This window comes from Desulfoluna butyratoxydans (assembly GCF_900699765.1).
GTDB classification, from domain to species: Bacteria; Desulfobacterota; Desulfobacteria; order Desulfobacterales; family Desulfolunaceae; genus Desulfoluna; species Desulfoluna butyratoxydans.
In genome coordinates this window covers 242,689-255,549 of sequence record NZ_CAADHO010000007.1, presented here as the reverse complement: position 1 = coordinate 255,549, position 12,861 = coordinate 242,689, and the positions used below count along the sequence as shown (strand labels likewise).

The window sequence follows — 12,861 nt, the reverse complement described above, 5'->3', positions numbered from 1 at the left end:
CAATGTATTTTACGCCCCCACCGGTTATGAATGAGAGCGTAATCCGGGTCAACATATCAGTTGGTTCAAAAAAATTCAACGAAAAATTATGCTCTTATCTCAGCCACAACCTTTGCCATCTTTTCCACCACTTCGTCGACGCCGATGCGGCTTGCGTCCACATGGATGGCATCCTCCGCAGGCTTCAGCGGAGCCAGCTTGCGACTGCTGTCGTTGGCGTCCCGCGTGATCAGGTCCCGCTTCACCTCTTCGTAGTCCAGGCCTTCCCCCCGGGCCTTCAATTCAAGGTAGCGGCGCTCCGCCCGGATATCGGTGTCGGCGTCGAGGAAAAACTTCACGTCTGCCTTGGGAAACACCACGGTCCCCATGTCCCGGCCCTCGAACACCACAGAGCGTTCTTCCCCCAGACGCCGCTGAAGGACTGTCAAGAAGGCACGTACCGGCGCAAGGGCAGACACGGCCGAAGCGCGCATGGAGATCTCCGGAGTGCGGATCAGCTCGGAAATATCCCGCGAACCGGAGTAGAGACGAAGCTCGCCCTCTTCAATGCGAAACCGAAGGTCAATGGTCCGACACGCCTCCTCCATGGCCTTCTCATCGTCGGCTGCAATCCCACGCTCAAGTGTTTCAAGGGCAATCCCGCGATAAAGGGCCCCGGTATCAATGTATCGGTAGCCGATCCTGGCTGCCAGCGTCTTACTCACCGTTGTCTTGCCGGCACCCGATGGCCCGTCAATCGTAATAACCAGTTCTTTTTTCAAAATCTCTTCCTGTTGGTTGGATCGTATCCCCGACGACACATGCGCCCTTGGCCTTGTCTGCAGGGTCCGAGGCAGAGAGGGGCCACCTCCCTGCGATGCCGCCCGAAATGAATCATGCTTGCCTGTTGCAGCACCTGTATATGTGAAAACGGGAAAAAAAAGTAGCCCCTGCCCCGCAGAATTTTTCTGGTCAAAGCCACACCTCACCCCCCTCACGGCCCCGGAAGCCCTTCGGACGCGGCGTGAGCCCCAAATGCGATACAGCCAGAAATCAATCTACAGCCATAACAACACAACCCGTCATACCGGCACCCGCCCCGTCAATACCAGGGCCGCACAGGAAACTGGGACACCACAATGCGATTGTCCACCTTGTGGATCCCCTTAACGCTCCGGACGATGTTTTCCGCAGAGACCCGCTCTCCTTCGGTGGGAAGATAGCCGGTAAGCATCACCTTGCCGCTTTCACAAGGGGACACCTTCACAGCGTTGGATTCGCCCATCTCCATCATCAGCATCAACTCGGCCCGCTTGCAGATGGCCATCTGCCGGAACTCCATCTTGATCTCAGCGGTCACCGGATGAAGCCGGCTCAGCTCTTCGGCCGTCTCATGAATGAGCCTTACCGCCATGTCTTTGGAGACCACCCGGGTGTTGATGATGAGGTCATAGACATCCGGTTCCGCGATGTTCCGGTTGTGGAGGTACTTGATAAAGGAGCTGCGCTCACGGTCCGAAGCCTTGATGATATCCCCGGCCATGCCGATCTCGATGCCCTTGAACCCGGCGTAGTTGCGGATCCGCTCTTCGACGGGCGAGACCACGCGCACATTGAGAACACACTTAAGTCCCTCAAGGATAAACTGCCCTCCCCTGCCCACCACCACCACGTGATCTGCGGCAGCCGCTTCATACACCATGGCGGCGATGATATTGCCGTACACGCAATGGTTGTGGAACAACTTTTCAAACAGCTTGGGCGGACTCTCGTTGGTCAGAGCCTCCACCTCCCGGGAAAAATGACCGTCAAACCCCTCGGCCTCACGGTGAAATCGTTCCTTGTTGAAAAGTTGGTAACCCTTCTCTTCGGCGAGCCGTGCGGCGATGGTGCCGCCATGGCTCCCTACCTGCCTGGATACGGTAATCACGGTCATGGCATCCCCTTTCGAAAGCCTCGGAAGTCCCGGCAGTTACAGAAACGCCCTACCACCGGAAGGAACCTCCCGGGGACAATCCCATTCGAATTCCTACCCTTGCCTTTCAGGATTGGGTTGCCTACACTTGAAAATCATCACGAACCCTATCCAATCGAGGCACTTCCATGAAAAATGTTACGCAAAAAATCGCTATCAGGCAAGCAGATATCACCACCCTTGATGTGGATGCCATTGTCAACGCCGCCAACAACTCCCTGCTCGGCGGCGGGGGCGTGGACGGCGCCATCCACCGGGCCGCTGGCCCGGAGCTCCTGGCTGAATGCAAAACCCTCGGGGGCTGCCCCACGGGTGAGGCAAAAATCACCAAAGGCTACCGCCTCCCCGCCCGCCACGTGATCCACACCGTGGGTCCTGTCTACAGCAACAACCCAAGCGATCCCGACCTCCTTGCCGCCTGCTACAAAAACAGTTTCACGCTAACCGCCGAACACGGGCTCTCTACAATCGCCTTTCCGGCCATCAGCTGCGGGGTGTACCGATATCCTGTGGAAAAGGCCTGCGCCATTGCCCTTCGAGAAACAGTTGAAGCGCTGAATCGGTACCCGACTATCGAACAGGTGGTGTTCGCGCTCTTTTCCGATGCGCATGTCAAGGTATACACGAAACACCTTGCAACACTTTGAATCTCCGACACTCATCGTTCGAGATATTGCTGCGTTCCGATAAAAAACGAGGCACCCTACGGGATGACGTGTGGTCCCACATTTTCCCTGATTGATAAAGGTCTGAGCCATTGCCCTGCAAGATGCCGTGAAGGCGTTCCAGCATGACCATGAATGGAGCCATGACGTGATTGCGCTCAAGCGCTCGTCAGTGGTTGAAAATTTAAATCGTTAGGATGTGGGGAGGCAGAGCCTGGGAACGAAATGAAAAAGCCGCACTGGAGTGCGGCGCTCCAATGCGGCTTGGCCAATTTCGGACTTGCCCGAGGCCTCAACGGGCGAAGCCCGTCAGCAAATGGGACGTCCCTGAGGAACGAAGGGACGGAGCATTTGCGAGCCTGGGGTGCAGGGGATTATCCCCTGCCCGCCGGAGGCATGTTTTTAAATGACCCCCGAATTACGTCTCCCGGGTACAAATCCGCAGGATAATTCGGTCAAGGAGCACGGTGGGGTCTTCCGGACTGCTTTTCATGGTGCGGTCGCAGTCGGCCAGGAGCGAGTGAATGGTGGTGAGTTCGGCCATGGAAAACCTGGCCGCGTTCTGCAGGAGAAGAAACAGTGGATACGGGCTTCCGCCGCGGTTAAGCAGCAGATCGCTCTTTTTTTTGGACAGGCCCAACGATGCCTGCCACGCCTCTACCCGGCCTCCCATGATCTCGTCGGCGGCTTTCACGGCGTTGATACCGCTGGCACGGAACTGGTTGTAGTCCCTGAGTCCACCGAGGGAGCGGCCCTCACGGCTCTCCAGAAACGCCCGGGCCAGCAGAAGACGGCGAACCTGGTTCACCAGGGCGGCCAGCACCTGGAGGGGGTGGGTCTCGTTGGCAAGGAGGTTGCGCACGCAGGCCAGGGCTGTACGGCCGTTGCGCTCAGAGATGGCGCCGGTGAGCTCATAGATGGGGTCCTGCCTGGTCTTTTTGGCAATACGCCGAGCATCGTCGTAGGTGATGGACGGGTTGTCCCCCACAAAGGAGCAGAGCTTTTCCACATCACCCACAAGGGCCCTTAAGTCAAAACCCACCATCTCCACCAGATACTTCACCGCACGGGGCTCCATCTTTTTCCCGTACCGGGAGAGCACCGCTTTGACGGTTTCGTCAATGATCTTACCCTGCTGGTCTTTGTCGGCTTTGCGCTCACCCTTGGGGGCCGAGCAATCCACGATACTGCCGCACTCTTTAAAGGCTTTGAAGAGGCTCTTGCGCTTATCGGCCTGGTCTGTGGTGAGCACCAGGTAATGCCCTGCAGGAAGCCCGGCGCGGATGGCACGCTCCACCAGGCTCTGGTCGTCCATGGGCTCGGGAACCACCACTTTGTTGGCTTCTGCCCAGGCCGCCACTTCACCCACCCAGGGAGGCACCTGGCCGTCTTCGGAGAGGGCCTTGAGCTTATCCAGCCCCTTGGGCATGGAGAGGTGCTTGAACTGAAGCTTCAGCTTGGAGAGCAGCTGGGCAAGACGCCTTGCCGCAAGCTTCATTTTGCCGTCATCAAAGGCCTTGGTGATCTTGGCAAGCTCCTTGTTCTCCCCTTTTTTGGCATAAAAGATGTGGGAATCACGAACCACAACCACCTTGCCGCTGGAAAAAAGGGAAAACGTAGACACCTGCTCCAGGGCGTCCCGAAGCTCGGCATCTCCTTCCACCACTTCACAGCAGGAATCCCCCAGACCACCGGGAAGCAGGGTCCCCACAAGGGCCTTCAGGGAACGGTCCACAAGGAACTCTTCCCCGTAAATCAGCCAGACAGGAGAGTCCGATGCCTTGGCCAGCCCCTTTTGAAGGGTATTATGCGCCAGCTCAGCCACGGATCACCTCCCTACGCCCCCGCCTGGAAAGGACATAAAGCATCACGGCCCCGGAAAGGCACAAGAGAACGCCCACCTGCTGGGCCGGTGAAAGCCCCAACAGATACGAGCCCCGTTCATCCCCCCGGGCAAACTCCAGAAGAAAACGGATCACGCCGTAGGCCACCACATACCCCCAGAAAAGCTGTCCCTCGAACCGTTTTTTCTTGCGCACCGCCATGATCACCCCGAACAGGGCCAGGTTGGCAAGGGACTCGTAGAGCTGGGTGGGGTGGAGCGGGGTGTGAAGGGGCGCCAGGGAATCGGGGTTCGTAAAGGTCACTGCCCAGGGCAGGTCACACACCTTACCGTAACAGCACCCGGCGTTGAAACACCCGATGCGCCCCAAAAAATGGCCAAAGGGAAGGGCCGGGGTCAGGATGTCGAAGCTCTTCCAGAAAGGGATCTGCCGCTTGCGCACACAGTAAAGCGCCGCGCCCAGGCCGCCGATGAACCCGCCGTAAAACACAAGGCCGCCTTCCCACACCTTCACCACGTCAAGGGGATGGGCGGCAAACCAGGAGAGATTCACGGCAACATAAAACAACCGGGCGCCGATCACTCCCCAGAGCAGAATATAAAAAATCAAATCGGCGATCTTGTCGGGATCTTCGCCGAACACCCTGGCCTCGCGTTTGGAAATCACCATGGCCGCGAGAAACGCCAGGGCCATCATCAACCCATAGGTGTGGACCACCACCGGACCGATTTTAAAGAGTACCGGATGCATCAATTCTCCTCTGGCATGCGGTTGAAAAGGATATGGAAAATGAGAATCCCCACCCCGATACATATGGCGCTGTCTGCCAGGTTAAAGGCAGGCCAGTGCAGATCGCCAATGTACCAGTCGATGAAGTCCACCACGTTGCCGAACCGAAGCCGGTCGATGAGGTTCCCCACGGCCCCGCCAAACACCATGGCAAGACCTGACGCAAGGATCCGGTGGGTTTCGGGGATCGTGTTGTAGACCCACAGGATGAATATCGTGGCAACACCGGTCACAAAAAGAAAGAAAAACTCCCGCACCGACTGGCTCTGGCCGGAGAGAAACCCAAAGGCTCCGCCCGGGTTCCTCACATGGACAATGTCGAAAAAGCCGTCAATCAAGGGAAACCCGCTGCCCACGGGCATGGAGTGCAACACCAGCTGCTTGGAGAGCTGATCCAGAAGCACCACCAAACCGGCCACCAGCAAAAGCCGGGGCCATTTTTGCTTAAACCATGTCATCCAATTATCCTTTCAGTGATTAAAATCGTGCCTTCTATGGTCAAAACGTATGGAAAAACCAGCCTCCAGCGGCCAGGTGATAAATCCCCTCAACCCCAGAATCGGGAATGCTCCGGGCCTTCGGTCCTCAGGCCCTTCTCAGCCACCACCACCATTATTATCAGACACAAGTCCACGGCCAAGCAGGATGGGCAAAGCGCGAAGCGTGCCCATCTTTCATCGAGGTACCCGCAACAATGATAATCACAAGAGATCTGATGCCGGGCACCAGTCCCCCGGCGTGGGCGGTTATATCCGTGCCCGATGGGCACGGCACTACCTTTGCCCATCCTACAGGGCTCTAACCATATCCATCGGGGACGCCCGTAGGGTGCACTCCGTGCACCATTGCCAACCAACCGCTGGCCTGAATTATTCCTGCCCGTTCGGTGTAACAGGCGTGCCGTCTCCGGCGAATGGGGTGCTTGAATACCCGTCAGCAAATGTGACGTCCCTGAGGAACGAAGGGTCGGAGCATATGCAAACCTGGGGTGCAGGGGATTTATCCCCTGCCCGCCGGAGGCATTGCTTTTTGCTTTTTCTCTCAGCCCTGCATAATACCACACATGTACAAACCTAAAAAAAAGGGCCGGGGCACGCTTGCATGCCACCGGCCCTTTCTATTCAGCTTTTATACGCTTTAGGCGGTGCGGTCAAGGATCCCGCGGCAGCGGCTGCACAGGGTGGGCCGTTCGCTGTCTTCGCCCACGGAGGGGCTCCAGGTCCAGCATCGTTCGCATTTGTCGCCCGAAGCGGAGGCAACCTGAACGGCAAGGCCTTCCACTTCATCGCTCACAAAGGCGCCTTCAGGGGCGTCGCCCTCTGCCAGGGTGAAGTCGGAGACGATGAGCACCTGCTTGAGCTCTGAAGCAAAGCTTTCAAGGAACGCCAGGGTCTCGCCCTTGGCTGTCACAGTGACTGCCGCGTCGAGGTTCTGGCCGATAAGCTTTTCGCTTCGTGCCTTTTCAAGGGCTTTGTTCATCTCGTCGCGCAGGGTCACCAGGTGCTCCCAGCGCTCGATGATGGCCTCGTTCTTCCAGTCAGCCTTGGGCTCAGCACCTGCCATGAGGTGCACGCTCTCTTTCTTGCCTTCGAAATCGGGCACGTGCCCCCAGATCTCCTCGGCGGTGAAGCAGAGGATGGGAGCCATCATGCGGACAATGGCGTCCACGAGATCGAAGAGCACCGTCTGAATGCCTCTTCTCACAACAGAATCCGTGCCTTCCACGTAAAGGGCATCGCGAACGATGTCAAAGTAGAAGCTGGAGAGGTCCACCGTGCAGAAGTTGTTGAGGCTGTGGTAGATGGTGTGGAACTCATAGGTCTCGTAGGCCTTGTTCACCCGCTCGATGAGGTCCGCCAGACGGGCCAGGGTGAACCGGTCGATGTCCCGGAGGTCCTCGTAAGCCACCCGGTCGGTGTCCGGGTTGAACCCGCTCAGGTTCCCCAGCATGTAACGGCAGGAGTTCCTGATCTTGCGGTAAGCGTCGCTGAGCTGCTTCAGGATATTGTCGGAGATGCGCACATCGTCACGGTAATCCGTGGATGCCACCCACAAACGCAGCACTTCCGCGCCGTACTTGTTGATCACCTCTTTGGGGGCCACCACGTTGCCCACGGACTTGGACATCTTGTGTCCCTTGGCGTCCACAACGAACCCGTGGGTAAGAACCGCCTTGTAAGGCGCTTTACCGGTTTTGCCCACGCTGGTGAGCAGGGAGCTGTGAAACCACCCGCGGTGCTGATCGGAACCCTCAAGGTAGAGATCCGCAGGGCGCCTGAGCCCGTCACGGTCGTTCAGGACAGCAGAGTGCGTGACCCCGGAGTCAAACCAGACGTCCAGGATGTTGGTATCCTTAGTGAAGGTGCCATGGCCGCACTTGGTGCACACGGTGCCTTCGGGAAGCAGGTCCGCCGCCTCTTTTTCGAACCAGATGTCTGCGCCGTGCTCTTTGAAGAGGTCGTAGATCTTGTCCACGGACGCCTGGTCGGCATGGACCTCACCGCACTTTTCGCAGTAGAACACGGGGATGGGCACACCCCAGGAGCGCTGGCGGGAAAGACACCAGTCCGGGCGGTTTGCGATCATCCCGTGGATGCGCTCACGGCCCCAGGAGGGAATCCACTCCACCTTGTCAATCTCGGCCAGGGCCTTTTCACGCAGACCGGTGTTGTCCATGGAGAGGAACCACTGGGGCGTTGCCCGAAAGATCACCGGCTTTTTGCAGCGCCAGCAGTGGGGATAGGAGTGACTCATCTCGTTGTGCTTCACCAGGGCGCCGCAGGCATCCATCTTTTCGATGAGCTCGGCGTTGGCCTTGAAGATGAATTTCCCTTCGAACTCTTCCCCGACTTCCTCGGTATAGCACCCGTTGTTGCCCACGGGCGAGTAGGGCTCCAGGCCGTACTTAAGGCCGGTGATGTAGTCGTCGGCACCGTGGCCGGGGGCAGTGTGAACACAGCCGGTACCGGCTTCCAGGGTGACGTGGTCTCCCAGGATGATCACGGAGTCCCGGTCGATGAAGGGGTGACGACACACCTTGTTCTCAAGGGAGGCACCGTCGGTCTCAAAGAGCACGTTATACGACTCTTTGCCAAAGGAGGTCATGAGACCTTCCAGGAGGTCCTTGGCCACCACCATCACCTCGCCGTCGGTTTCCACAAAGGCGTAGGTGAACTCACCGTTCAGACACACCGCAAGGTTTGCAGGGATCGTCCAGGGAGTGGTGGTCCAGATAACAAAAGAGACCTTCTTCCCGGCAAGGGAGGCGTCGATATCCGCGGCGTCGCCCTTTAAGGGAAACTTCACGAAAATGGACGGCGAGGTATGGTCCGCGTACTCGATCTCTGCTTCGGCAAGGGCAGTCTGGCAGCTGCAGCACCAGTAGATGGGCTTTTTGCCGATGAACATATCGCCGTTGGCGGCAAATTCACCGCACTCCTTGGCGATGCGCGCCTCAAAGGGGTAGTTCATGGTCAGGTAGGGGTCTTCCCACTCACCCATGACGCCGAAGCGCTTGAACTCCTCGCGCTGGATGTTCACGAAGTTGCCCGCATACTCGCGGCACTTCCGCCGGATATCCGCCTTGGACATCTCTTTTTTCTTGGAGCCCAGTTTCTTGTCCACGTTGTGCTCGATGGGAAGGCCGTGGCAATCCCAGCCGGGCACGTAGGGCACGTCAAAACCATCCATCTGCTTGGAGCGGATAATAATATCCTTGAGGATTTTGTTCAGGGCGTGTCCGATATGAAGGTTACCGTTGGCATACGGAGGGCCGTCATGCAGAATAAACTGTTCACGACCCTTGGACTCTTCCCTGATTTTTGCATAGAGTCCGCTCTCCTCCCACGCCTTGAGCTGCTGAGGCTCTTTGGTCGGCAGGTTGGCCTTCATGGCGAACCGCGTCTGTGGCAGGTTCAGCGTTTTCTTGTAATCCATTATCTCCTCCAGCGTGTGGAACTTCTTAGTCGCACCAAGATATACTTTGGTCTTCATGAAATGAAACGCACCATGCATCGCCCGGCCCCATAAAAAACAAAACGGCACGAAAAAAAGGACGAAGGACACCTTAAGTCCCTTCCTTTGGTACCGCCCTTTTTCTTGCGGGCATGAAGGGCTTCCTGCATGGAAATATGCAGCAAACAAGGCCCCGAAACCCACGTCCCGAGGCTGTCACATCAAAATAACCACCAACTTTATGGCATAGTACCGCCCAATGTCAATGGGATTGCCCTATTTAAGGAAGGTCGCCCATAGTGATCACGAACAGGGCCCGCTGTGCCCCGCAAAAGGGAAGCTCGTAGCGGATCATCTCCGTGGCAAGAAAAATCCCCCGGGAGGCAAAGTCGGCTTCGCATGCCTTGAGGTTTTCAAGGTCCTCTTCAAAGCCCTTGCCCTTCATGGCAATGATGCGCCCTCCGGGTTTTAAAAAAGGAAGGGCCATGGGCACAAAGATATCCATGGCCGAAAAGGCCCGGGAAGTCACCACATCGTAGCCCTGCCCCCGCCCCTCTTCCTCACTCAGCTCTTCAGCACGTGCATGGATGGCCTCCACGCCGCCGAGCTTCAAGGTCCGCGCAGCGTGCTTCAAAAAGCTCACTTTTTTCCGAACCGCATCCACCAGGGTCACGGAGAGGGCGGGGTCAGCAATACGGGCCGGGATCCCCGGAAACCCGCCGCCGGATCCGATATCCAGGAGTCGGGAGCCCTTGGGGATGTACGGCACCACGGCAAGGGCGTCCACCATGTGCTTTTCCGCCACGTCCATGGGATCGGTGATGGCCGTGAGGTTGCACTTCCGGTTCCAGGCCAAAAGCTCTGCGGCATAGGCCGCCAAAAGATCCGCAGCTTCCGGGCCAATATCCACGCCCAGGCGCCCTGCCCCCTTCACGACCTGCGCCGTCCATCTTTCGTCTATTCCAGCCATGTCCTTCTCTCTTATCGTCTATCTAAAATATCTGTTCATATTCAGGCCCGGTTCACACCCGCCGCCAGCCATTGATTTACGGTTGACAGGGAACGGCGCCTGTTCTTATATGGACCTATGGCAAGGTTGCCGGAAAGCATCCCTGCCATCAATCATCCGAAATCAAACGAGAACCCCACCCCGCGAGGCAGTGAAACACCATGAAAGAGCACCCCAGAAACCCATTCCTCACCGTAGACGCCATCATTGAGACACCGGGGGGCATCGTACTGATCAGACGGAAAAACCCGCCCCACGGCTGGGCCTTGCCCGGGGGGTTCGTGGACTACGGCGAATCCGTAGAACACGCCGCAAAGCGCGAAGCACTGGAAGAGACAGGCCTTGACGTTACCCTTGTCCGCCAGTTCCATACCTACTCGGACCCCGCACGGGACCCGCGGCACCACACGGTTTCCGTGGTCTTTCTTGCCACGGCCACAAGCTCCCCGGTGGGGGGCGACGATGCCGCCGAAGCCCGGGTCTTTGCCCCGGACAACCTGCCGGAGCCCATTGTCTTTGACCATGGACGCATCCTGGCGGACTATTTCATCCACAAAAACGGGGCGCCCGACACAACGCTTTTTGACGTTGATAACGATGCGTCATCGTAGACGAACCGCGGCATTACCCGCCGGTGCGCCCAAAGGCAGTCGGTTCGTCGGAAGCGATACCATACCCATGTAGACCACGCATTTCAACCAGGTTGTCCCCGGAGAGGGCGCGCACAGGCCTTCTTAATCCTTGAACAGCCACTGGAGGTAGTGATGAAAAAAATAGGTGTTCTTCTTTCAGGTTGCGGCAACATGGATGGCTCGGAAATACACGAATCCGTCCTCTCCCTCCTGTTCATCGACAAGGCCGGGGCCACGGCCGTCTGCATGGCCCCGGAGATGACGCAAACCGAAACCGTTAACCATCCCAAAGGCGAAACCACCGGAGAAAAGAGGCAGGTCCTTGCCGAAGCCGGTCGCATCGCACGGGGGAAAATCCGCCCCATCACCGATGTCAACGTCGAGAACCTCGACGCCCTCATCATCCCCGGAGGCGCAGGCCCCATCAAAAACCTCAGCAACTACGCAGAAAAAGGAGCCGACCTTGAGGTGCGCCACGACGTGACCATGCTCATCCGGGCTTTTTACACCGCCGGAAAACCCATCGGGGCCATCTGCATCGCCCCTGTGGTCCTTGCCAAGGCCCTGAACGCACACAGCCCCACGGTCACCATAGGCGACGACGCCACCACCATTGAAAACCTGAAAACCTTCGGCGCGTCCCACGAGGCCCAACCCGTGGATGGCATCTGCATTGACGAAGCCAACAAACTCGTCACCACCCCCGCCTACATGTGCGGACCGGGCATTGCCGATATCGCCCCGGGCATCGAAAAACTCGTCAACCAGGTCATCGCCATGACAAAAGGGTGAGAGAGGCTAAAGGTCTAAGGCAAAAGGTTAAAGGTTAAAAGCATGCCTCCGGCGGGCAGGGGATAAATCCCCTGCACCCCAGGGTCGCACATGCTCCCGACCTTCGTTCCTCAGGTCGATCACATGTGCTGACGGGCTGCGCCCGTGGATGAAACGGCCGTTATCCTGGAATGCGGCGCTCCATGTTCAATGGAGCATGCCATGGCAGAGGGCAAACCATCCGCGATGGATGCAAATTGAAGGAAGCCACCGGACTACCAGCCACAAGTTCCTACCGCCCATCCGAACCCCAGTCGCTTTGGAGCGCCGCACTCCGTGCGGCACGAACAGCGACACCCTCCCAAAAAGCCGCACTGGAGTGCGGCGCTCCATGTTCACTGGAGCATGTCATGGCAGAGGGCAAACCATCCGCGATGGATGCAAATTGAAGGAATCCACCGGGCTCCCAGCCACAAGTTCCTAACGCCCCTCCGACCCCCCGCCGCCTTGGAGCGCCGCACTCCGTGCGGCATGAACGGCGCCCCCCTCCCAAAGAGCCGCACCGGAGTGCGGCGCTCCAATTATCAAGAAGCCCCCCCCGAAGAGTGACAACCACAACACGGGCCTAGCCCGTCAGGGAATGGGATGAGCCTGAGGAACGAAGGCGAAAGAGCATTCCCGAACCTGGAGGCATGCTTTTTTTTAAAATCCCTCGTCGTGAACCTTGCCGTAATCCAGTTCGCTTTGCAGATGTCCTGGTTTCTCTTCGGCGGGGTAGCCGATGCCGATGATGGAGGCCACTTCAAGGTCATCCGGGATGGAGAGGATTTCCCGAACGCGGTCAGCGGCCATGCCGCCTTTGCCGTCCTCCCTCAGGCGGATCTGGCACCAGCAGCTTTTCAGGCCCAGGGATTCTGCGGCAAGTTGAATGTAAGTGGCGGCGATGGCGGTGTCCTCCACCCACACGTCGCAGCGTTCCGGGTCTGCCACAATGGCGATGGCCAGGGGGGCCTTGGCAAGGAACCCGCCGCCGTGGGGCTTGACACCAGCGAGGGCCTCTCGTTTTTTTTCATCCTGAACCACCACAAACTGCCAGGGGTTGAGGCTCCGTGACGAGGGGCTCCTCAGGGCAGCCTCCACGATGAGTTCCTGGGTCTTTTTTTCCACGGGACGGGCCTCAAAGGCCCGCACGCTTCGCCGCTGGCGAATAAGCTCCATAAACGATGCTTTCACAATCCCTCCT

Annotated in this window: 11 protein-coding genes; 3 read left to right on the top strand and 8 right to left on the bottom strand. The window is 58.0% G+C overall.

The features are described from left to right. Positions 1-86: 86 nt before the first annotated feature. Entirely contained in the window at positions 87-761 is a 675-nt protein-coding gene (gene cmk / locus MSL71_RS19095; RefSeq protein WP_180143485.1) for a (d)CMP kinase, read from the bottom strand. Between the two features lie 320 nt (positions 762-1,081). Beyond that, complete coding sequence (locus MSL71_RS19090; RefSeq protein ID WP_180143483.1) at positions 1,082-1,915, bottom strand: cytidylate kinase family protein; 834 nt, start codon at positions 1,913-1,915, stop codon at positions 1,082-1,084. A 167-nt stretch (positions 1,916-2,082) separates the two neighbouring features. Here MSL71_RS19090 and MSL71_RS19085 point away from each other — a divergent pair, with 167 nt between their 5' ends. Further along, complete coding sequence (locus tag MSL71_RS19085) at positions 2,083-2,601, top strand: O-acetyl-ADP-ribose deacetylase (protein ID WP_180143481.1); 519 nt, start codon at positions 2,083-2,085, stop codon at positions 2,599-2,601. A 436-nt stretch (positions 2,602-3,037) separates the two neighbouring features. On the opposite strand, the gene holA is transcribed toward MSL71_RS19085, so the two are convergent. The 5 genes from holA to rsmG all read right to left on the bottom strand — a co-directional run bounded on the left by holA (position 3,038) and on the right by rsmG (position 10,176). Further along, the gene (gene holA / locus MSL71_RS19080; RefSeq protein ID WP_180143479.1) at positions 3,038-4,444 is read right to left on the bottom strand and encodes a DNA polymerase III subunit delta; all 1,407 of its coding nucleotides are present in this window, start codon (positions 4,442-4,444) and stop codon (positions 3,038-3,040) included. Beyond that, entirely contained in the window at positions 4,437-5,213 is a 777-nt protein-coding gene (gene lgt / locus MSL71_RS19075) for a prolipoprotein diacylglyceryl transferase (protein ID WP_180143477.1), read from the bottom strand. The genes holA and lgt overlap by 8 nt, the downstream gene beginning before the upstream one ends. Continuing rightward, entirely contained in the window at positions 5,213-5,710 is a 498-nt protein-coding gene (lspA, locus tag MSL71_RS19070; RefSeq protein WP_180143475.1) for a signal peptidase II, read from the bottom strand. The genes lgt and lspA overlap by 1 nt, the downstream gene beginning before the upstream one ends. Before the next feature lie 679 nt (positions 5,711-6,389). Further along, entirely contained in the window at positions 6,390-9,188 is a 2,799-nt protein-coding gene (gene ileS / locus MSL71_RS19065; protein WP_180143473.1) for an isoleucine--tRNA ligase, read from the bottom strand. A gap of 298 nt (positions 9,189-9,486) precedes the next feature. After that, positions 9,487-10,176: a 16S rRNA (guanine(527)-N(7))-methyltransferase RsmG gene (gene rsmG, locus MSL71_RS19060; RefSeq protein WP_180143466.1), complete on the bottom strand. Its 690-nt coding sequence runs from the start codon at positions 10,174-10,176 to the stop codon at positions 9,487-9,489. A gap of 200 nt (positions 10,177-10,376) precedes the next feature. Between rsmG and MSL71_RS19055 the strand changes: the two genes are divergently transcribed. Both MSL71_RS19055 and elbB read left to right on the top strand, forming a co-directional pair. Next, positions 10,377-10,826 carry an NUDIX domain-containing protein gene (locus MSL71_RS19055; protein WP_180143464.1) on the top strand — a complete coding sequence of 150 codons (450 nt, stop codon included), beginning with the start codon at positions 10,377-10,379 and terminating at the stop codon, positions 10,824-10,826. Positions 10,827-10,979: 153 nt separating this feature from the next. Continuing rightward, positions 10,980-11,639, top strand: coding sequence for an isoprenoid biosynthesis glyoxalase ElbB (gene elbB, locus MSL71_RS19050; protein ID WP_180143462.1), 660 nt, complete (start codon positions 10,980-10,982; stop codon positions 11,637-11,639). A gap of 681 nt (positions 11,640-12,320) precedes the next feature. On the opposite strand, the gene MSL71_RS19045 is transcribed toward elbB, so the two are convergent. Beyond that, the gene (locus tag MSL71_RS19045) at positions 12,321-12,851 is read right to left on the bottom strand and encodes a nitroreductase family protein (RefSeq protein WP_246317831.1); all 531 of its coding nucleotides are present in this window, start codon (positions 12,849-12,851) and stop codon (positions 12,321-12,323) included. Positions 12,852-12,861 lie beyond the last annotated feature (10 nt).

Bases quoted from the DNA above. Each gene is read 5' to 3' on its own strand.
- MSL71_RS19090 (WP_180143483.1), bottom strand. From the start codon at position 1,915: ATGACCGTGATTACCGTATCCAGGCAGGTAGGGAGCCATGGCGGCACC.
- MSL71_RS19085 (WP_180143481.1), top strand. From the start codon at position 2,083: ATGAAAAATGTTACGCAAAAAATCGCTATCAGGCAAGCAGATATCACC.
- lgt (WP_180143477.1), bottom strand. From the start codon at position 5,213: ATGCATCCGGTACTCTTTAAAATCGGTCCGGTGGTGGTCCACACCTAT.
- lspA (WP_180143475.1), bottom strand. From the start codon at position 5,710: ATGACATGGTTTAAGCAAAAATGGCCCCGGCTTTTGCTGGTGGCCGGT.
- ileS (WP_180143473.1), bottom strand. From the start codon at position 9,188: ATGGATTACAAGAAAACGCTGAACCTGCCACAGACGCGGTTCGCCATG.
- rsmG (WP_180143466.1), bottom strand. From the start codon at position 10,176: ATGGCTGGAATAGACGAAAGATGGACGGCGCAGGTCGTGAAGGGGGCA.
- MSL71_RS19055 (WP_180143464.1), top strand. From the start codon at position 10,377: ATGAAAGAGCACCCCAGAAACCCATTCCTCACCGTAGACGCCATCATT.
- elbB (WP_180143462.1), top strand. From the start codon at position 10,980: ATGAAAAAAATAGGTGTTCTTCTTTCAGGTTGCGGCAACATGGATGGC.